Source organism: Pseudomonas gingeri (assembly GCF_013386165.1).
Classification (GTDB): Bacteria; Pseudomonadota; Gammaproteobacteria; order Pseudomonadales; family Pseudomonadaceae; genus Aquipseudomonas; species Aquipseudomonas gingeri_C.
On sequence record NZ_JACAOS010000016.1, the window covers coordinates 99388 to 120026 of the forward strand.

At 59.7% G+C, this 20639-nt stretch carries 18 protein-coding genes; 14 read left to right on the top strand and 4 right to left on the bottom strand.

Annotated elements, in window-relative coordinates:
- The first annotated feature begins 16 nt into the window (after nucleotides 1-16).
- Nucleotides 17-814: a hypothetical protein gene (locus tag HX866_RS16775; RefSeq protein WP_177140126.1), complete on the top strand. Its 798-nt coding sequence runs from the start codon at nucleotides 17-19 to the stop codon at nucleotides 812-814.
- A gap of 43 nt (nucleotides 815-857) precedes the next feature.
- On the opposite strand, the gene HX866_RS16780 is transcribed toward HX866_RS16775, so the two are convergent.
- Entirely contained in the window at nucleotides 858-1205 is a 348-nt protein-coding gene (locus tag HX866_RS16780) for a DUF6124 family protein (protein ID WP_177140127.1), read from the bottom strand.
- 586 nt (nucleotides 1206-1791) lie between these two features.
- Here HX866_RS16780 and HX866_RS16785 point away from each other — a divergent pair.
- Together HX866_RS16785 and HX866_RS16790 are read left to right on the top strand one after the other, a co-directional pair.
- Nucleotides 1792-2058, top strand: a complete 267-nt coding sequence (locus HX866_RS16785; protein ID WP_177095707.1) for a helix-turn-helix domain-containing protein — start codon at nucleotides 1792-1794, stop codon at nucleotides 2056-2058.
- Nucleotides 2055-3392 carry a type II toxin-antitoxin system HipA family toxin gene (locus HX866_RS16790; RefSeq protein WP_177095709.1) on the top strand — a complete coding sequence of 446 codons (1338 nt, stop codon included), beginning with the start codon at nucleotides 2055-2057 and terminating at the stop codon, nucleotides 3390-3392. Before HX866_RS16785 ends, HX866_RS16790 begins: the two co-directional genes overlap by 4 nt.
- 49 nt (nucleotides 3393-3441) lie before the next feature.
- On the opposite strand, the gene HX866_RS16795 is transcribed toward HX866_RS16790, so the two are convergent.
- Together HX866_RS16795 and HX866_RS16800 are read right to left on the bottom strand one after the other, a co-directional pair.
- Nucleotides 3442-4128: a response regulator transcription factor gene (locus HX866_RS16795; RefSeq protein ID WP_177095710.1), complete on the bottom strand. Its 687-nt coding sequence runs from the start codon at nucleotides 4126-4128 to the stop codon at nucleotides 3442-3444.
- Nucleotides 4103-7480 (bottom strand): ATP-binding protein, encoded by a 3378-nt coding sequence (locus HX866_RS16800; RefSeq protein WP_177140128.1) that lies wholly within the window; start codon nucleotides 7478-7480, stop codon nucleotides 4103-4105. Before HX866_RS16800 ends, HX866_RS16795 begins: the two co-directional genes overlap by 26 nt.
- A gap of 311 nt (nucleotides 7481-7791) precedes the next feature.
- Between HX866_RS16800 and urtA the strand changes: the two genes are divergently transcribed.
- The 9 genes from urtA (at nucleotide 7792) to HX866_RS16845 (ending at nucleotide 16596) form a co-directional block, all read left to right on the top strand.
- Nucleotides 7792-9036, top strand: coding sequence for an urea ABC transporter substrate-binding protein (urtA, locus tag HX866_RS16805; protein WP_177095714.1), 1245 nt, complete (start codon nucleotides 7792-7794; stop codon nucleotides 9034-9036).
- Nucleotides 9037-9258: 222 nt separating this feature from the next.
- A complete protein-coding gene (gene urtB / locus HX866_RS16810) occupies nucleotides 9259-10176 on the top strand; it encodes an urea ABC transporter permease subunit UrtB (protein ID WP_177095716.1) in 918 nt (305 codons plus the stop codon).
- Nucleotides 10177-10186: 10 nt separating this feature from the next.
- Nucleotides 10187-11374 (top strand): urea ABC transporter permease subunit UrtC, encoded by a 1188-nt coding sequence (gene urtC / locus HX866_RS16815; RefSeq protein ID WP_177103276.1) that lies wholly within the window; start codon nucleotides 10187-10189, stop codon nucleotides 11372-11374.
- Complete coding sequence (gene urtD, locus HX866_RS16820) at nucleotides 11371-12129, top strand: urea ABC transporter ATP-binding protein UrtD (RefSeq protein ID WP_177095720.1); 759 nt, start codon at nucleotides 11371-11373, stop codon at nucleotides 12127-12129. The genes urtC and urtD overlap by 4 nt, the downstream gene beginning before the upstream one ends.
- 10 nt (nucleotides 12130-12139) lie before the next feature.
- Nucleotides 12140-12829 carry an urea ABC transporter ATP-binding subunit UrtE gene (urtE, locus tag HX866_RS16825; RefSeq protein WP_177124402.1) on the top strand — a complete coding sequence of 230 codons (690 nt, stop codon included), beginning with the start codon at nucleotides 12140-12142 and terminating at the stop codon, nucleotides 12827-12829.
- 90 nt (nucleotides 12830-12919) lie between these two features.
- On the top strand, nucleotides 12920-14149 hold the full coding sequence (gene fmdA / locus HX866_RS16830; protein ID WP_177140129.1) for a formamidase: 1230 nt from the start codon (nucleotides 12920-12922) through the stop codon (nucleotides 14147-14149).
- Nucleotides 14150-14179: 30 nt separating this feature from the next.
- Nucleotides 14180-14524, top strand: a complete 345-nt coding sequence (locus HX866_RS16835) for an FmdB family zinc ribbon protein (protein WP_177095727.1) — start codon at nucleotides 14180-14182, stop codon at nucleotides 14522-14524.
- A gap of 14 nt (nucleotides 14525-14538) precedes the next feature.
- Nucleotides 14539-15582, top strand: a complete 1044-nt coding sequence (locus tag HX866_RS16840; RefSeq protein ID WP_177095729.1) for an aliphatic amidase — start codon at nucleotides 14539-14541, stop codon at nucleotides 15580-15582.
- 90 nt (nucleotides 15583-15672) lie between these two features.
- A complete protein-coding gene (locus HX866_RS16845) occupies nucleotides 15673-16596 on the top strand; it encodes an AAA family ATPase (protein ID WP_177096922.1) in 924 nt (307 codons plus the stop codon).
- Between the two features lie 11 nt (nucleotides 16597-16607).
- Here HX866_RS16845 and HX866_RS16850 read toward each other — a convergent pair whose 3' ends face one another.
- On the bottom strand, nucleotides 16608-17783 hold the full coding sequence (locus HX866_RS16850) for a GGDEF domain-containing protein (RefSeq protein ID WP_177095731.1): 1176 nt from the start codon (nucleotides 17781-17783) through the stop codon (nucleotides 16608-16610).
- A gap of 385 nt (nucleotides 17784-18168) precedes the next feature.
- On the opposite strand from HX866_RS16850, the gene HX866_RS16855 reads away from it, so the two are divergent.
- Both HX866_RS16855 and HX866_RS16860 read left to right on the top strand, forming a co-directional pair.
- Complete coding sequence (locus HX866_RS16855) at nucleotides 18169-19686, top strand: hypothetical protein (RefSeq protein WP_177140130.1); 1518 nt, start codon at nucleotides 18169-18171, stop codon at nucleotides 19684-19686.
- Nucleotides 19683-20078 (top strand): hypothetical protein, encoded by a 396-nt coding sequence (locus HX866_RS16860; RefSeq protein ID WP_177140131.1) that lies wholly within the window; start codon nucleotides 19683-19685, stop codon nucleotides 20076-20078. Before HX866_RS16855 ends, HX866_RS16860 begins: the two co-directional genes overlap by 4 nt.
- The last annotated feature ends 561 nt before the right edge of the window (nucleotides 20079-20639 follow it).

Sequence of the window (20639 nt, forward strand, 5' to 3'; positions counted from 1 at the left end):
TATCGAAAGGAACGATATGTCTAACGGAATTACCCAGCACCAATTCGACGACTTGGCGCTACGCTATTCACACGTTTTCCATCACAGTTTCAGTTGGCGTGGAGTGCGTCATTGGCAGATGCGAGTGTCTCTTTATCTGTTTGTTGCTATGTTGTTATGTTATTTTCCTTATTTTTGGGCGGTTGGACGTGGCTGGCAGGTGCAGGGCTATTATTTGATCGCGGTTACGATATTTCAGTTGATGGGGATGTTCATGTGGCTTCTGTGCTGGGAGCCGGTGTTACGAGGAGTGCGCGTTCATGGCGCCGGATTGCTAGGCATTGGCGGGCAATACCGAAGGAAAGATTTGGCACTCTATAAAACGCGCTGGTTAGCGCGAGAGTTAGGAGTTGGCCCCGATCAATACATGCCACTGATCAAAGCCTTGCGTGAGGCGCGCGAGCTGACGAAACAGTCCGTGAAGCTGGTTAAACCTCTCGGTGATCGCCTGCTTGCAAGCTTTTTCAGCCTTAAGCCGTTGGTGAGTGTTTCTTTGGTGCCTGTGTTTTTCGGATTGTTAGTGACAGTGTTGCGTTCTTCATTTTTTGATTTTGGGAGATTTACTGAACAGGTTGGTAGTCAGTCAGGTGATATTTTGAGCTGGGCCAAGTCGGGGGTAATTATTTTTGTTTCGGCTGTTATCGTGGTTGGGTTTTGCTTTAATGCCGTTGTGGCCATTCGCAGTGTGGTGTTGGATCTGTGTGTTAAACGTTGTTCAATACAAAGTCGTGAGCGTTTGGTAAGAGAGTTGTTGCGTCGTGCGTTGTTAGTTTAAACAAAGGGGAGCAAAGCTCCCCTTTGTACTGAGCACGCTTCGGTCAGGTTGTTATCCCTGCTGGTTGTTTATCTATCACTGAATCCACCTGCCGCTGAGCCAACTCGATCAGATGCACGACCCCCATCGCGATCTTGCGATTCGCCCCCGTGAGATTGTCCGCATTTTCATAGGCAGTCGCGGCGGCTGACTCCAGTATTGAGCTGGCGTTGACGAGGGCTTCTTCTCGGCTTTGTGGGGCAGGGGCTTTGTCTTGTGTTCCGGTGATGTCAGGACGTTTTGGACTGCCGCCCTGAGGCAATATGTAGTGCGCCAAAGCGCGGTCTGCGGCTTGGGGGTCGATGCTTTCGATACCGGAGGTTCCCGGCGGGTTGGGGGTGACTTTGTACATGGCAAATCTCCAATCTCACGGATGGAGCCGTCACCAGTATCGCTACCAAACGATTGAGGGTGGCGGCTGTACACAGGTTGGTAGACCGGAAGATTGGAGAAACCGGCGCGCCCGAAGGTGCCCTGCGCACAGCCACCATAAAATACAGGCAATAAAAAACGCCTGATTCCAAGGGGGCGCTGTGCGCCAATCTATACCGGGCTACCAAACCCGATCACTGAATAAGCAGTGACGGACTGAAGACTAGCCAGCGAAATTGGCAGGCACAAGCGCTCAGGATTTTCTAGGAAACTTCATTCAAAGGAAAGCGAGTTGTCTTGCTGGCCTTGCAAGATCACCGAGAAAACGGCTCTCGAATCGTCTCTTACCTTATTCAATTGACAGTCATCTCTGGTCTTCAAGACATGGTGCTTATGGGCTACAACTTTCAAGGGTTTGTGCTTTTTTGAGGCCCTTGGGCTGCATTTTATTGCTCGGCCGCTAAGCCTGATGAAGCCTGGTAGACCCATAATCAGCATTGCGCTGTTGTGCCTCCAGGGCTACAGTAATTGAAGGTTACGTATTTTTTGATGCCTGAGGGCTACAAATGAGCACCTTGTTCGATGTGGCGCATATGCTGAAGGAAGCTCGTCGTGAGGCTCATCTCAGCCAGGAGGCGATTGCGAGCCGTGCCGGCGTGGCGCGTTCGACCGTCGCTCGCATGGAAACCTTGGCTAAAGGCGATATGAGTGTTTCTGCTCTGGTGCGCTTGCTGGAGGCGGCAGGTTATGACTTGAAGCTGGTAAAGGCCGGCCATCAGCGCACGGTCGAAGATATTCTCGCTGAGCAGAAACAGGGAGTGTTTGAACAATGATCCTGGATGTCCATGTCAGCGGAAGAGCGGTGGCCAAGCTGTATCGCGAACGAGACGAATACGTGTTGAGGTACGTTCCCGGTACTGCGGCGGCAGACTTCGTCAGTTTGACTCTGCCCGTACGTGAAGAAGTTTGGCGTTGGCCGCGAGACCTGTTTCCGTTCTTCCGGCAAAATCTGCCTGAAGGATATTTGCTGGGCGTCATCCGTGAAGAATTCGGACCATTGCTCGACGGCACCGACTTGTCTCTGCTGGCTGTCGTTGGTGGCGCGGGTATCGGTCGAATTGCAGTGACCCCAGAAGGAGTAACGCCAGGGCTGGAAACGGATCCGCTGGATATCGACCACCTTTTGACCGCTGAAAATACCTCCGCTCACTTCGCCAACCTGGTCCGTCGCTATGCTCGGGCGGCGATCTCGGGAGTGGTTCCCAAGTTTATCGCCCCACAGGCCCAGGCAGGCGATCTATCTTTGGGTAAACCGACATTGCGCACGGGATTCCACATCATCAAAGGATCGGATGACAACACGCCTTATCTGGGCTTCAACGAGTTTTACACCATGCGGGTACTGGAGCGACTGAATGTCGTTCCGGTTGCCAAATGCCGTATGTCAGATGACGGCCGCGTGCTGGTCGTGGATCGCTTCGATGTCGATGAAAACGGTGTGCCGCGATGCGGATTGGAAGATGCTTGCGGGTTGCTGGGCTTGCCGCCTCACGAGAAGTACGCGACCACGATGGAAAGAGTCTGGAATGCCACCCGGGCCTATGTTGACGCACAACATTTGCGTGAACAGCGAGAGCATTTCGGTTGGCAACTGCTGAGCAACTATGTGGTACGTAACGCAGACTGCCACGCCAAGAATATCGCGCTTTATTACACCTCGCGAACCGATGTGGCCTTTACACCCGTCTATGACTTGGTCACTACTCAGGCCTATCCGCGCTTCGCGGATAACGCTCCTGGGTTATCTGTTGGAGGACGTCAGACCTGGACTCCAGGGCGAACGTTGGAGATGTTCTTCAATGCCCGTCTGGGCATCGCCCCGCGCCGTTACGCCGAAATGGTCGAGCAACTGTGTGAGTCAGCAGTCGCGGTGGGGGCCGAAGTTATCGAGGCGGCGAAGAACGAGCCTGCGTGGCGAGAGGTTGCCAAGCATATGGTGCATGCCTGGAACGATGGCATGGAGTCATTACGTAGTCAGAAATCAGCTCCGCACTTGCGAGGGCTAGAGGCTGCCATTATGGGCTCTGGGTTCTCAGGCCCTCGGCCGCCAGAGCGACACCGGGAACAGATTGGCCGTTCTGAGTTGTTGGCGCCTAAAAAGCGTTAGGGATATTGGGTCCACTGGCCTCGGTCTCCGGATGACTGTTGTCAGAGCCCTACACCCGCCGATGCTCCGTCATCGCCGACAGCACCACCGAAGTCGCCGCCGTACGCGTCTCCACCCCCAGCTTGATATACACATGCTCCAAATGCTTGTTCACCGTCCGCGGGCTCAGATCCAGAATGGTGCCGATATCGCGATTGGTCTTCCCGCAGGCCACCCAACGCAGCACTTCAACCTCACGCCCCGTCAGTTGAAAGCGCGCCGACAACACCTGGCTCGCCGGCTCATCATTCAGGCTCAAGGCCGCCACTGGCTGTGACGCCGCCCGCGCCGACAACAGGATGCGTGAAGTCCGCAGATGCGCCGCCACCCGCGCCAGCACTTCATCGATCTGAATCGGCTTGGTCACATAGTCACAGCCACCCACTTCAAAGCCCTGAACCACATGCCGACTCTCTGTCAGCGCAGTCATGAACAGCACCGGAATATCAGCACTCTCCGGCTGAGCCTTGATCCGCCGACACGTCTCAAACCCATCCAGGCCCGGCATCATCGCGTCCAGCAGGATCAGGTCTGGGCGCCGACGCTCAATCCGGTTCAGCGCACTCAACCCATCGAGAGCCACCAACACCATATAACCGGCCTCATCGAGGGCGTCGGACAGCAGGGCGAGATTGTCGGGGGTGTCGTCCACAATCAGCACGACACCGGGTTCAGCGACTGTGGTCAGCGCATTCATCTTCGGCCTCCTTGAGGGCGCGGTTGATTTCGTCCAGGCGAAAGTTCTTCAGCAGCTTGCGCAGCGAGCCGATAAACGCCGCCGTGTCGGGCGTCTCGGCCTGGATAATGTCGAGCTTTTCCTGCAGACCACGGACATAACCGATGGCACTGAGTTCGCCGAGGGCAACAAGGTCCATGTGCGAAGGCAGGACCCAGGGTTCGGGGACTACTGCGGGCGTCGGTTTCACCCGGCGCAGCCAATGCAGGTCGAGTTGTTTCTGAATCCGCTCCAGCAACTCCGGGGTGCGCACCGGCTTGGCCAGGTAGTCGTTGCAAGCGCTGGCCAGGCTGCGCTCGTCGTTGAAGGCATTGGCCGAGATGACGATGATCGGCGCCGTGGACAGCGCGTTACGGCGGATCAGCCGGCTGGTTTCCCAACCATCCATGGTCGGCATCGACAGGTCCATGAGGATCAGGTCCGGCCTCAGCAAGGCCACCTGGCGAATGGCGTCCTGGCCGTTGCTGGCCTGGACCACTTCGAAGCCCAGCGGCGTGAGCATGCCGCTGAGCACCTTGCGATGATCGACATGATCGTCCACCACCAGCACCCGACGCCGTGGTCCCTGGTAGCCGATGATGTCGTGCTCGACATGGACCACGGCTCGGGGCGCGCGGACCTGGGAGAGAAACAGCCGCACCTGGAAGCAGGTGCCCTTGTCCTGTTGACTCTTGACCTGCAATTCGCCGCCCATCAACGAGGTGAGCATGCGGGTGATGGTCAGGCCCAGGCCGACGCCCTTGTCCTGGCGCATCAGGTCGCCGCGCTCGAACGGCTGGAAGATCCGCTCGATATGTTCGGGGTCAATGCCGATGCCCGTGTCGATAATGTCGAAGGTCGCCGTCTCGCGCCGGTAATTGACCCGCAGGCAAACCTCGCCGCTATCAGTGAAGTTGACCGCATTGCCCAGCAGGTTGATGAGGATTTGCCGCACGCGTTTCTCGTCGCCGCGCACCACCGCCGGCATGGTGCCGATCAGTTCCAGGCGAAAGCGCAGGCCTTTTTCCTGGGCTTGTGGGGTGAACATCAGCTCCAGGTCGTGGATCAGTTCCGGGAAGGGAATTTCCGTCAGTTCCAGACGCAGTTTGCCGGCCTCGATCTTGGCCACGTCGAGCAGGCCGTCGATCAGCGACAGCAGGTGCGAGCCGCTGCGCAGGATGGTCGCCAGGGCATCCTGGTGCTGCTCGGGCATGGCCGCGTCGCGCTGCAGGTTCTGGGTAAAACCGAGGATGCTGTTGAGCGGCGTGCGCAGTTCATGGGACAGCCCGGTGATGTAGCGGCTCTTCGCCGCGTTGGCCGCCTCGGAAGCTTCCTTGGCATCTTGCAAGGCCTGGTCGGTGACGCGGTGGGCGGCGATTTCCTGCATCAGCAACTGGGTCTGGCGGGTCGATTCCTCCTGGGCCACGTGACGGCTTTCGCGGGTCAGGACGATCCACCAGGCGAGCATCGCCGCCAACATCGAGAGGGTCAGGAACGCCTTGAAAAACGCCTGGTAGAGGGTCGCCGAATGGGGCAGACCCTGGGAGGCCTGGCCGTAGATCAGCGCCAGGGCAGCGCTGAGCATCAGGATCAGCACCAGCAGCAGACCGAGGTAATGCATCAACCGGGTATGCAGGCGCGGGACCATGGTGTTGGGCAGCAGCCAGCGCAACAGCGACTCGAACTGAGCGGACAGGCGTCCCTGGGGTTTGCAGCGATCACCGCAACGCGCATCCAGCGAACAGCACAATGAGCAGATGGGCGTGCTGTAGGCGGGACAGAACGCTAGGTCCGCGACCTCGAACGGGTTGCTGCACAAGCCGCAGGTGACCTGGGTACTCGGTGCCACCGGCCGCAACAGCAACGGGTCGCTGGTCCGGGCGATGTAATAGCGGCTGCCGGTGGCCCAGGCGAGCAGCGGCACCATGATCAGCGCCGTGCCGAGGGCGACGAAGGGCGGCGCGGCCTGGGCCAGGGCACCGAACAGGCCGAAGTGGGCGAGGATCGACAGCAGTGAGGCAATCACCATCGAGCCGACGCCCACCGGGTTGATGTCGTAGAGGTGGGCGCGCTTGAACTCGATGTGTTTCGGCGACAGCCCCAAGGGCTTGTTGATCACCAGGTCGGCGACCACCGAACCGATCCAGGCCGTGGCGATATTGGCGTAGAGGCCGAGCACCTGGTCGATGACATCGAACACCCCCAGCTCCATCAGCATCAGCGCAATCGCCACATTGAACACCAGCCACACCACCCGGCCCGGATGACTGTGGGTGACCCGGGCGAAGAAGTTCGACCAGGCCAGGGAGCCGGCGTAGGCGTTGGTCAGGTTGATCTTCATCTGCGAGACGAACACGAACAGCACCATGGCGCCCAAGGCCCACTCCGGCGAAGAGAACACATAACGGAAGGCCACCAGGTACATCTGGGTCGGTTCGGCGGCGCGCTCCATGGGGATTTCGTGTTGCAGGGCAAGAAACGCCAGAAAGGCGCCGGCGGCCATCTTCAGTGCACCAGGAATGATCCAGCCGGGGCCGGCGCAGAGCAGGGCGGCCCACCAGCGCTTGCGGTTGGCTGCGGTTTTTTCCGGCAGAAAGCGCAGGTAGTCGACCTGTTCGCCGATCTGCGTAACCAGCGACAGGGCCACGGTGCAGGCGGCGCAAAACTCCAGCAGATTGAAGTCGCCGCCGCTGGAGCTGCGGCCCAGGAAGCTGGTCCAGTCGCTGAACGCCTGGGGATTTTTCACCAGCACGAACAGGTAGGGCAGCACCAGCAGCACCAGCCACAGTGGCTGGGTCCAGAGTTGCAGGCGGCTGATCAGGGTCACCCCATAGGCCACCAGCGGGATCACCAGCACGGAACAGATCACATAGGCGAAGGCCAGCGGGATATGGAAATACAGCTCCAGGGCCAAGGCCATGATCGCCGCTTCGAGGGCGAAGAACAGAAAGGTGAAGCTGGCGTAGATCAGCGAGGTGATGGTCGAGCCGATGTAGCCGAAGCCGGCGCCACGGGTCAGCAGGTCCATGTCGACGCCGTAGCGGGCGGCGTAGTAGCTGATGGGCAGGCCGGTGAAGAAGATCACCAGGCTTACCGCGAGAATCGCCCAGAAGGTGTTGGTAAAACCATAACTCAGGGCCAGCACCCCGCCGATCGCCTCCAGGGCAAGGAACGACACCGCGCCCAGGGCGGTGTTGGCGATGCGCAGCTCCGACCACTTGCGAAAGGATTTCGGCGTGTAGCGCAGGGCGTAGTCTTCCATGGTTTCGTCGGCGACCCAGCTGTTGTAGTCGCGACGGATCTTGGCGATGCGCTGGGTGCCGGGTGGTAGCACGGTGGAAGACTCCTGCGGTCAAGGCGCTCCGTGCCTGCGGGTGGTGTGGTGAAAAAGTGAGCAATTTTCATGCCCCGTGCCGTTTGGCCGCCTTCGCGCCTGCTGGCCTGCGTCTCTGTGCAACGCCAAGCGGGCCGGGCCTCGGGCGCTAGCCTGCGCCACCTTGGTGCGTTTTTCCCTACGTCAAATGACGTATGCGTTTACGTCAGGCTGCGTATACCGGTCGTGGTCGCTCGCCGCCATGCTGATGCCATCACCGTTGCTGGCCGCCCCCGAGGCGAACCGCAGCGCCACCGCAGAGGAGTAGCAGCATGGAACCACGATTGATCCGCACCAAAGGTCTGTTGCCGCGCCGTCTGGCGCTGGGAGCGGCGGCCCTGTCGTTACTGGCCGCCAGTGTGTTCAGCCAGGGCGTCATGGCGGACGAGGCCAACACCACCGGCCTGGCCGTGACCCCGACCGAAGTCACGGTCGGCCAGTTGCACTCGGCCACTGGCACCATGGCGATTTCCGAAACCGGTTCGATCCAGGCCGAACGCCTGGCCATCGAGCAGATCAACGCTTCGGGTGGCATCCTTGGTCGGCAGATCAAGGTGATCCAGGAAGACGGCGCCTCCGACTGGCCGACCTTCGCCGAGAAGGCCAAGAAACTGCTGGTCAACGACAAGGTAGCCACGGTGTTCGGCTGCTGGACCTCGGCCTCGCGCAAGGCCGTGCTGCCGATCTTCGAGAAGGAAAACGGCCTGCTCTACTACCCGACTTTTTATGAAGGGTTGGAGCAGTCGAAGAACGTGATCTACACCGGCCAGGAAGCCACCCAGCAGATCCTCGCCAGCCTCGACTGGATCGCCAAGACCAAGGGCGCCAAGACGTTCTACCTGGTGGGTTCGGACTACATCTGGCCACGCACTTCTATGAAGATCGCCCGCAAACATATCGAGAACGTGCTGCACGGCACGGTGGTCGGCGAAGACTACTACCCGCTGGGCAACACCCAGTTCGGTTCGCTGATCAACAAGGTCAAGCTGAAGAAACCTGACGTGGTCTTCGCCGCCGTGGTCGGTGGTTCCAACGTGGCTTTCTACAAGCAGCTCAATGCGGCGGGCGTCAATTCCTCCAAGCAGACCCTGCTCACCCTGTCGGTGACCGAAGACGAACTGTTGGGCATCGGCGGCGAGAACATGGCCGGCTTCTATGCCTCGATGAAGTACTTCCAGAGTCTGGACAACCCCAACAACAAAGCCTTCGTCGAAGCCTTCAAGGCCAAGTACGGCAAGGACTCGGTAATCGGCGACGTGACCCAGGCGGCCTATCTCGGTCCATGGTTGTGGAAAGCCGCGGTGGAGAAGGCCGGCAGTTTCGATGTCGACAAAGTGGTCGCCGCCTCGCCAGGTATCGAGCTGAAAACCGCGCCTGAAGGCTACGTGAAAGTGCACGAAAACCATCACCTGTGGAGCAAGACCCGCATCGGTGAAGTGCAGCCCAACGGCCAGTTCAAGGTGGTGTACGAGTCCGGTTTGATCGAGCCGAATCCGTTCCCTAAAGGCTACCAATAACCTTCGGGCCCTATCGCCGGCAAGCCGGCTCCTACAGAGGCCAGGTACGACGAAACCTCTGTTGTGGAGCCCCTATTTGTAGGAGCTGGCTTGCCGGCGATGACGGCCGATCAGGCGCTGCAAGGCTTTCGGGCCTTATCGCCAGCAAGCTGGCTCCTACAGGGGGCTGGTTTGCCGGGGATGCGGTTTTTTATTTCTACCTCCCAGCAGGAGACCATCATCATGGAATGGCTATCGGAATTTGGTGCCATCGCGGCCATGCAGGGGTTCAACGGCTTGTCCGTGTTCTGCGTGCTGCTGTTGATGGCACTGGGGCTGGCGATCATCTTCGGGCAAATGGGGGTCATCAATATGGCCCACGGCGAGTTCCTCACCATCGGTGCCTACACCACCTATGTCTGTTCGAGCCTGACCAGCCATTTCGCCCCGGCGTTCCAGCCCTACTATTTTTTCTTCGCTATCGCCCTGTCGTTTCTCATCGCCGGTGCCATCGGCTGGCTGGTGGAGTGGGCGATGATCAGCCGACTCTACAAGCGTCCGCTGGACACGCTGCTGGCGACCTGGGGTTTGTCCCTGGTCATGCAGCAGACCTTCCGTTCGGTGTTCGGCGCCCGTGAAGTCAGCGCCGTGCCGCCGGAGTGGCTGATGGGTTCGTTCAACCTCACGGACGCCATCGAGATCCCGCGCAACGGCCTGTTCATGATGGCCCTGACCTTGCTGCTGACGGCGGGCATTTTTGTCCTGCTCTACCGTTCGCGCTGGGGCCTGCATGTTCGCGCCACGGTGCAGAACCGCTTGATGAGCCGGGCCGTGGGCATCAACACCCGCAAGGTCGACCGCATGACCTTTGCCCTCGGCTGCGGCGTGGCCGGAGTGGCGGGAGCGGCCTTTACCACCATCGGTTCCACCGGGCCCACCGCCGGCTCGCAGTACATCGTCGACACCTTCCTGGTGGTGGTTTTCGGCGGTGCGCAAAGCCTGTTCGGCACCATCGCGTCCGCGTTCGTGATTGCCCAGACCCAATCGATCTCGGAGTTTTTCCTCAGTGGCTCGATGGCCAAGGTGCTGACCCTGTCCGGGGTCATCCTGATCCTGATGTTGCGCCCCCAAGGGCTGTTCTCCATCAAAGTGCGCAAGTAGAGGCGAGCCGATGAACGTTCTAGACAAGATGCTGGCAGGCAAGCCGAACCTGCTCGGTATAGCGCTGTTGGCGCTGCTGATTTTCGTGGTGTTCCCGCTGACCCTGGATGCCTTCCGCCTGAACATGGTCGGCAAGTACCTGACCTACGCCTTCGTCGCCGTCGGCCTGGTGTTGTGCTGGGGTTATGGCGGCATTCTCAGCCTGGGGCAGGGGGTGTTTTTCGGGGTGGGCGGCTACTGCATGGCGATGTTTCTCAAGCTCGAAGCCTCCGACCCGATCAGCACCAAGATCCAGACCACACCGGGGATTCCGGACTTCATGGACTGGAACCAGATCACCGAATTGCCCTGGCTCTGGATGCCGTTCCATAGTTTCAGCTTCACGCTGTTGGCGGTGATCGTGGTGCCGGTGCTGCTGGCTTTTATCATCGGCATGGCGCTGTTCAAACGACGGGTCGGGGATGTGTATTTCTCCATCGTCACCCAGGCCATCGCGCTGATTCTCACGGTACTGATCGTCGGCCAGCAGGGCTTGAGCGGTGGGGTCAATGGCATCACCGACCTCAAGACGTTGCTCGGCTGGGACCTGCGCACCGACAGCGCCAAGCTGGTGCTGTATTTCATCAATGCGGCGTTGCTGTTTGGCTGCATTTTTATCGGTCGTTTTGTCCTCGCGTCCAAGCTGGGACGGCTGCTGATGGCGATGCGCGACAAGGAGGAGCGCGTGCGTTTCTCCGGTTATGACGTGGCCACGTTCAAGATCTTCGTGTTCTGCATGGCCGCCGCTTTCTCGGCCATTGGCGGGGCGATGTTCGCCTTGCAGGTGGGCTTTATGTCGCCCACGTTCGTTGGCATCGTGCCGTCCATCGAGATGGTGATCTTTACCGCGGTCGGCGGGCGCATGTCGCTGCTCGGCGCGGTGTACGGGGCCTTGCTGGTGAACTACGGCAAGACCTATTTCTCCGAATCCTTGCCCGAGCTGTGGTTGTACCTGATGGGCGGGCTGTTCATTGCCGTGGTCATGTACTTCCCCAATGGTCTGGCCGGGCTTTGGGAGAGTCATGGTCGCCAGGCGCTGGCTCGATGGCTGCGGCGTTCTCCTCGCTCATTGCCGGTGGCCGCGTCGTTGCCGCAGACCGTGCGTAGCGAACCGAAAGCCCCGGCCCCTGAACGTCCTTCCCTGGAGACGCAGCCATGACCGCCATCGGTTTTCAAATGAACAAGCCGGTGCTGGCCATCGAAGGGCTGACGGTGTCCTTCGACGGTTTCAAGGCGGTGGACAACCTCAATTTGTATATCGACCGCAATGAAGTGCGGGTGGTGATCGGACCCAACGGCGCCGGCAAGACCACGGTGCTCGACCTGATCTGCGGCAAGACCCGCGCCACCAGCGGCAGCATCCAGTTCGACGGGAAGGAACTGACCAAGATGCACGAGTACAACATCGTCCGCGCCGGTGTCGGGCGCAAATTCCAGAACCCGTCGATCTACGAAAACCTCACGGTGTTCGAGAACCTGGAGATGTCCTATCCGGAGGGGCGCAAGGTGTTCGGCGCGTTGTTCTTCAAACGCAGCGCCGCGGTGATTGCCCGGGTGGAAGAGGTGGCCCGGGAGATCTTTCTCGGTGAGTTGCTGGAGCAACAGGCCGACCTGCTGTCCCACGGCCAGAAGCAGTGGCTGGAGATCGGCATGCTGCTGATGCAGAACCCCGACCTGCTGATGCTCGATGAGCCCGTCGCCGGGATGAGCGTCAACGAGCGGGTGCAGACCGCCGAATTGCTCAAGCGCATCAGCCAGGGCCGTTCGGTGTTGGTGATCGAGCACGACATGGAGTTCGTCAAGAGCATCGCCCACAAGGTCACCGTGTTGCACCAGGGCAAGGTGCTGGCCGAGGGCAGCATGGAGTCGGTGCAGAACAATCCGAAAGTCATCGAAGTCTATCTGGGCCATTGAGGAAGCAGGCATGTTCAACGTCAACAAGCTGTCCTGTGGTTACGGCCAGAGCCAGATTCTCCACGACCTCGACCTGGTGGTGGCCAAGCAGGAAATCGTCGCCGTGATGGGGCGCAACGGCATGGGCAAGACCACGCTGTTCAAGAGCCTGATGGGCATTCTTCCGCAGTGGGGCGGCCAGGTCAGTGTCGATGGTCACGAGGTGTCGAAGCTGGAGACCCACGAGCGGGTCGAGCACGGCATCGCCTATGTGCCCCAGGGGCGGATGATTTTTCCCAGCATGACGGTGCTGGAAAATATCCAGACCGGCTTGCCGGCCTCGGCCCGGGGGTTGGTGCCGGAAGACCTTTATGCGTTGTTCCCGGTGCTCCACGACATGCGTTCGCGCAAGGGCGGCAACCTCTCGGGCGGGCAACAGCAGCAACTGGCGATTGCCCGGGCGCTGGCGACCAATCCCAAGGTGTTGTTGCTGGATGAGCCCACCGAGGGCATCCAGCCGTCGATCATCAAGGACATCGCCCGGACCCTTAAGGAGATTCGCACCCTGCGGGATTTGACCATCGTGGTCTCCGAGCAGGTGCTGTCGTTCACCCTGGAAATCGCCGATCGCTTCCTGGTGATCGAGAAGGGCCGCTTCGTTATCGAGGAGACTCGCGACAAGGTCGACGAGGCCACCATCAGCCGTTACCTCTCCGTTTGAAGGGGTACGTCATCCGACGTATTGGCCGATTCGCGCTGCCATTCGAGACTGACTCCACGCTGCATACCCCTACTGTCCAGGAGCTTTGCCATGACCGATACCTTGATCAAAGTCGACCTCAACCAGCCCGCCACCGAGAACGAGCAGATCCACAACCGCTGGCATCCGGACATTCCGATGGCCTGCTGGGTCAAGCCGGGGGATGACTTCATTCTCGAAACCTACGACTGGACCGCCGGCGCGATCAAGAACAACGATGACGCGTCTGACGTGCGCGATGTCGACCTCTCCACCGTGCACTACCTCTCCGGCCCGGTGGGCGTGCACGGCGCCGAACCCGGCGACCTGCTGGTGGTCGATCTGCTGGACATCGGCGCCAAGGCCGAGTCCCAGTGGGGCTTCAACGGTTTCTTCTCGCGGCAGAACGGCGGTGGCTTCCTGACCGACCACTTCCCCAGCGCGCAGAAAGCCATCTGGGATTTCAAGGGCATGTTCACCAGCTCGCGGCACATCCCCGGGGTCAACTTCGCTGGCCTGATCCACCCCGGCCTGATCGGTTGCCTGCCGGACCCGGTGATGCTCGCCGACTGGAACCGCCGCGAACAGGAACTGATCGACACCAACCCGACCCGCGTTCCACCCTTGGCCAACGCCCCCCTGGCCGCCACCGCACACATGGGCCGGCTCAAAGGTCAGGCCCGGGATGACGCCGCCGCCACCGGCGCGCGCACCGTGCCGCCACGCGAGCATGGCGGTAACTGCGATATCAAGGACCTGTCCCGCGGCTCGAAGATTTTCTTCCCGGTCTACGTCAACGGCGCCGGCTTGTCGGTGGGCGATCTGCACTTCAGCCAGGGCGATGGCGAGATCACCTTTTGCGGTGCCATCGAGATGGCCGGCTGGGTGCACATGAAGGTCGAGCTGATCAAGGGCGGCATGGCCAAATACGGGATCAAGAACCCGGTGTTCAAGCCAAGCCCGATCACCCCGAACTACAAGAACTACCTGATCTTCGAAGGCATCTCGGTGGACGAGAGCGGCCAGCAGCACTACCTGGACGTCAACGTCGCCTACCGCCAGGCCTGCCTCAATGCGATCAACTACCTGACCAAGTTCGGCTATTCCCCGGCCCAGGGTTACGCCTTGCTCGGCTCGGCTCCGGTGCAGGGACATATCAGCGGCGTGGTCGACATTCCCAACGCCTGCGCAACCCTGTGGCTGCCGACCGAGATCTTCGAGTTCGATATCAACCCCAATGCCAACGGTCCGACCAAGCACCTGGATGGCAGTATCGACCTGCCTATCGCCCACGATCTGTAAGGCGCCATCAACCTTCCGGGAGGCCCCACGATGCCGACTTACGAATACCAATGCCAGGCTTGCGGCACCTTCACCATGCTACGGCCGATGAACCAGCGCCATGAGCCCTGCCAGTGCCCCTATTGCGGCGGTGCTGGCGGCGGCTTGCAGCTGTCGGCGCCGGCCTTGAACTGCCTGTCGAGCAGTCAGCGCCAGGCTATCGCGACCAACGAGCGCAGTGCTCATGCGCCGCAGACCGTCGCCGAGTACCAGCAGCGGCGCCACCCCAAGGGCTGCGGTTGCTGCTCGCCGAACAAACCGGTAGTGCCGACCAAGGCCAATCCCCTGGGACTCAAGAGCAAGACCGGGCCACGGCCCTGGATGATCAGTCACTGACAGAGGGTTTTTTCATGCGCCATGGCGATATTTCCAGCAGCCCGGATACCGTCGGTGTTGCTGTCGTGAACTACAAGATGCCGCGCCTGCACAGCAAGGCCGAGGTCATCGACAATGCCCGCAAGATTGCCGAAGTGATCAAGGGCATCAAGCAGGGACTGCCGGGCATGGACCTGGTGGTGTTTCCCGAGTACAGCACCATGGGCATCCTCTATGACCATGACGAGATGATGGCCACCGCCGCAACCATTCCCGGCGAAGAGACCGCGATCTTTTCTGCGGCCTGTCGCGAGGCCAATACCTGGGGCGTGTTTTCCCTGACCGGCGAGCGCCACGAGGAACATCCGCACAAGGCGCCCTACAACACCCTGGTGCTGATTGATAACCAGGGCCAGATTGTCCAGCGCTATCGCAAGTGCATCCCCTGGTGCCCCATCGAAGGCTGGTACCCGGGGGATCGCACCTATGTCTGCGACGGGCCCAAGGGCATGAAGGTCAGCCTGATCATCTGCGACGACGGCAACTACCCGGAGATCTGGCGCGATTGCGCGATGAAGGGCGCGGAGCTGATTGTCCGCTGCCAGGGCTATATGTACCCGGCCAAGGAACAGCAGGTGCAGATGTCCAAGAGCATGGCCTGGGCCAATAATTGCTATGTCGCGGTGGCCAACGCCGCCGGCTTCGACGGTGTGTATTCGTACTTCGGACACTCGGCGATCATCGGCTTCGATGGCCGGACCCTGGGTGAGTGTGGCGAGGAGGAGATGGGCATCCAGTACGCCCAGTTGTCGATCTCGCAGATCCGCGATGCACGGGCCAACGATCAGTCGCAGAACCACCTGTTCAAGCTGCTGCACCGTGGCTACACCGGTATCTATGATTCTGGCGATGGCGACAAGGGCATCGCCGACTGTCCGTTCGAGTTCTACCGCACCTGGGTGCTCGATGCCGAGAAGGCCCGGGAGAATGTCGAGAACATCACCCGGCGCACGGTCGGCGTGGCGGACTGCCCGGTGGGGCAATTGCCCCATGGTGGCAAAGAAAAGACTGCGGGCTGAGGCATGTCATCGATCCAGCAGGTCCCTGCGTCGGGACAGCCCGAGGTGCACCAGCTGACCTCGCGTTTCACCTTCGAACCGGCGCAGGTGATGGCGCTGCTGCGCCAGCGCATCGTCGGTCAGGACGTGGCGTTGGCGGCGGTCGAGGCGCAGCTCAAGGTACTCAAGGCGGACATCGGTGATCGCGAGCGACCGTTGGGCGTCAACCTGTTCATGGGCCCGACCGGCGTCGGCAAGACCGAGATCGTTCGCCTGCTGGCCCAGGCCATTCATGGCCGTGCCGATGCGCTGTGCCGCATCGATATGCAGACCCTGGCCCAGGAACATTACGCGGCGGCGCTGACTGGGGCGCCGCCGGGCTATGTGGGCAGCAAGGAAGGCGTCAGCCTGTTCGACAGCGCGTTGATCGAGGGTACCTACAGTCGTCCGGGTATTGTCCTGTTCGATGAACTGGAAAAGGCCAGTGACGAAGTGCTGCGCAGCCTGCTAGGGATTCTGGAAAGCGGTCGCCTGAGCCTGGCCGGCGGCAGTCGTACCCTGGATTTCCGGAACAGCCTGATCTTCATGACCAGCAATATCGGTGCACGACAGGCCAATGCTCGACGGCAGCGGTTGAGCGACGGCTGGAGGCGCTTGCTGGCCGTCTTCGCCGAGTCCGAGACACACCTGCTGGAGCGGGCGCTGCACAGCCGTTTCGAGCCGGAGTTTCTCAACCGTATCGACCGTATCCTGGTGTTTGAACGCATCGAAGGGCGTTGGCTGGATGCGCTGTTGAATATCGAGTTGGCCAAACTCAATCAGCGCCTGGGACCCCATCGACAACTGGCGGTGGACGAACTGGCCCGTGGCTGGCTGATGCGTGAACATGATCCACGCTTCGGTGCCCGGGCGTTGGTGCGCAGGGTGCGGGTCGAGTTGGAGCCGGCGATTGCCGATTGCCTGCTGGGCTCGGCGCAGGTGGGCGCAATGCAGGCGACGGTGGCGGGACAGCGCTTGGTGGTGCGTTGCGCTTGACGACCAGCGGGTTACTGAACCTCGAAAACCGGGCTCAGGCCCAGCACCAATTCCACCCGGTTGCGTCCATTGCCCTTGGCTCCATACAGCGCCTCATCCGCCACCGACAGCAAGCGCGTCAGTTCGTACCCGACTTCACGGGTGGTCACCACGCCGATACTCACGCTGAGCATTCCCGGCTCCAGCAGCGTCAACCCGGCAAACCCGCTCCGAATCTTCTCCGCCACTTCCACGGCCTCGGCCTCATCGGTGTCCACCAGCAAACAGGCAAACTCTTCCCCACCGATGCGCCCGAACACATCCTTCTTGCGCAGGGCCTGGGCCAATACCCGGCCGAACGCAATCAACGCCTGATCGCCCATGGCGTGGCCAAAGGTGTCGTTCAGTCGTTTGAAGTGGTCCAGGTCGCAGAGCAGCATCGCCGCCAGGCTCGCGCGATGTTGGCACTCTTCGAGCAGCTGTCCGCCATGGACCATAAAGGCCCGGCGGTTGCCGATACCCGTCAACGCATCGCTGTAGGCCGCCGCCTTGAGCCGCAGTTCGGCCCGCTCCTTGACCATGGCCAGGGTCACGTAGGCGATGCCGATCACGTACAACATGGACTCGAACAGCATGAATGAGAAAAACGGCACGCCATCACCCGCACCGGTCAGTGCCTGGTCCAGATGCAGGCCTTTATCGGAAAAGGCCCGTACGCAGTAAAAGATTGTGTGCAGTATGGTCAGGATCAGCGCCGGTGAATAAGACACTTCCAGGCTCTTGCGACTGCGCCAGAACTCCAGCACGGTCATGATTCCGTAACTGGCGGCCAGCAGCGAGTAGGCGCTCACCCGTGCGGCCAGCGAGCCCATGAAGGCTGGTATCAGGCACAAGATCAGCCAGATCCCCGAGCCGCCCAGGATGCCGAGCATCGAGGGTGTTCGCCCGACAAACACCCGCATCGCCGTCCAGTTCATCGCCGCGCTCAGCAGCAGCACGACATTGCCCAACACCAGCGGTACAAAATCGATGCCCACGCCGCGCAGGCTCACCAGCAGCACGCCCAGGGAGGCCAACAACATCATGCTGCCCAGGTAGGCGAGGGGCCGCTCTCGGGTTTCGCGGCTCCAGGCGTGCAGGGTCAGTAGCCCCATCAGGCAAAAGATGAAGACCGAGACGATGAGCAGGGTGGGGATGTGCAGGGTCATGTGCTGGAGCTCCGTCAACCGGATACCGGGAGCAACCCGGAGCCGGGGCAGCCGGCGCCGAGTGCGGCGGGTGTGGAGAGGGCGGGACTGGGCACGTAAGGAGCACCTCGGCAATCACTCGGCGCGAGTGTAGCGGTAACGTCGAGGGGCTGCCTGCTTGTTGAGCAGGCCTGAATGGCTCGGTTCTTCATGGGACTCCGGGTGATCATTCTTCACTGATAGGTCTAGTGCCTACGGATAGTGATGATTTTCCTGACATTCAATGCGGTCACGTCCTGTCGACCCCCCACGTAAGCTTCGGCAGCAGGGCCGAACACTTGATTTTCTATTTCCGTCGGTCCCTTTCAAGGAGTGGTCGAGCGTTGAAACAGGGATCTCGTTAACCGTGGGCCATTACGATTCCAGGGGTAATTACTCGCCCACGCCAGGCCCATGTATTCCTTTGCCGCCGCGCAATCCTGAACGCCGTGCGATGCCACTGCCGCCCTATGACGGCGATTTCTACAGCCATGCGCGGCGAACCACAGAGTACGAAGTAGCGCCCAGCACCTGCCATATCGGTTTGAAGTTCATCTGGGATAACGGTGAAGGTTTGGGTTGTGATCTGCCCTGTGTACTGATGCCGGCCAATGGCGCGCCGATTCGGACCCGGCTGGATGAGTACAGCCGATTTGTCGGCAGCATTCCCGACGGGCCTTATCAGGCGCAGATGCTGGCGGATTTCGACGCCGAAGAGCCGGTGCTTCGCCACCGGGCTGAGGTGCAGGCTGCGTTGGAGGCGATTCTCGATGCGGAGCGTGCCGAAGCAGCGGCGCTGCAGGCTATTCAGGATCAGCGCGGTTTTGTCGCCAACGCGTTTTATACCCATCTGGCGATTGGGAAAGGGGCGCTTTATGGCGCTTGGGGATTGGTCAAAAGCTTTAAGGAATATGGCGACCTGATCAATCCCTTCGTTACCTTTTCCAATGTGGTGGCGGCTGCCTGGAATGCTGACGCCTCCAATGGCGGCAGTTGGATGGCTTCCTTTCGCGACAACTTTTCCCGGGAGCAGCACCGCGAACTGGTAGAGGCGCTGGGCTTTGACCCAAGCAAGATTAGCCGTGAGCAACTGGCTGACATCTATGAAACGGCATGCTTTGTCATGGCGGACGGGCCAAGTCGGGAGCTGCTGGCGCGATTTGTCGTTGACTATGTGAAGGCCCAGAACCGCGAGGAGATTGCCGAGTTCAGCGGCGCGGTGGTTTTCGAGATTGCCTTGATTGCGCTGCTGGTCATGTATACCGGTGGTGCTGGCGCGGCGGCGAAAGGTGCGGCGTCGGTACGCAATCTGGCATTGACGCAACGTCTGGGCAGTGGGGTGAAGAGGCTCGGCCAAAGCCTCAGGAACGCTAGAATCAAAAAGGCGGGACGGGTTGAAGGGAAGGGCGCTGGGGCGCAGATTGTCGAGATTGAGCGGCCGAAAGAGCTTCCCAAGGCCGCGTTAGTCGCAACTGTGCTGAGGGACTGGTCGCATTTGACGTTGAGTCAGCGCCATTTTGTGAACAAGGTGACAACCGCGAAAGCTGCCGGTAATACGATGTATACCGTTCCTCGTGAGGTTGTGCTGAAGGATTTGAAGGAAATTCACCTTCATGGGGAAAGTATTCGGACTGGGGACAAATTTAAAACGTCATCAGGGCGAATTTATGGGTTGCATGAACATTCAATTCATCCGGTTGGTGGGCCTGGTACAGTGAATTTAACCTCTCAGCAATATAAGGTTTTGATTGAGGGCAAAAGAAAAGGCCGAGCGGGTGCAGAGAATTATATGGGGTTCGTTGTTCGAAGCGGTGGTATGACTTCCGAAGAAGCTGCCGTGGTGTCCAAGCTGTTAGATGTATCGGGTGGCGGAGGTGGGAAATGACAAAGGCATTGGATTTTTTAATTAAAAAAAATGTCGACGAATCTGATATTTTAAAATGCTTTGACGCATTTTTTGATTGCAAAGTCAGTGCTGTGGATCGCCCCAATCAAGAGTGCAATTTTTTCTTGCACTGTACTGATTATTCAGAGGGTTTTCGTTGGGCTGCTTTCTTGAGCTGGAGTGAGTCAGCAGGCGAGTTTGATGAGCTCTCCCTGGCACGGCATATTGTGAGTTTCCTTCAAACAGAGGTTTTGTTTGAGCCTAATGCTGTAAAGCTACCTGTCCCTTTGACGTATATTTTCATGACGGTGGGGGGGGCTGCTTTTGCTGCCGACTACCTTGATCTTGAAGACGGTATAGATGTTCTTTCTGGAAGTCTTGTTTTAGTTTGAAGTTGTTACTCATGCGGTCAGTAATGAAAACTGTTCACGGAGCGCCGCTTTTTAAAAACGGATGGAGGGGGGGTTGTACCCTTGAGTCTCATCCACCCAAAGCGGCCAGTGAAATAAGGCATGCGCCACCCGACGAAGACCTACGGTATTCGCAGTTGGTGACGCTGTTTACGCTGTCAAATCCGTGGATGGCCGGCCTGCATTTACTGAGCAATGCAGGAGAGGTTCGCCCCTAATTGGGAGAGTCGCCGCTGCGAGGTGCCCGCAGCGGCTAAAAAGACAGGAATGAGTGAGTGATCTGAGCGTTTGGAATCGACTCGCCACTTTCAACATCAGCGGTGGTCGAAGCCGGCCAGAAGCACATGGCGACTTCGGACCGTCCCTACCCCTGGCGCGCGCGGGTCACTGAAGTAACCCCCTCAAGTCGATCTTTTCAAGATCTAAAATCGTGCAGCCTCGCCATCGCCCGCCATAAAACACCAATAATTCAGAAAAATTGGCTGTTTTTGTGTTTTTTTTCCTCTGGCGGCCTCAACAAAGCAATTTGTATCAAACTGTGTT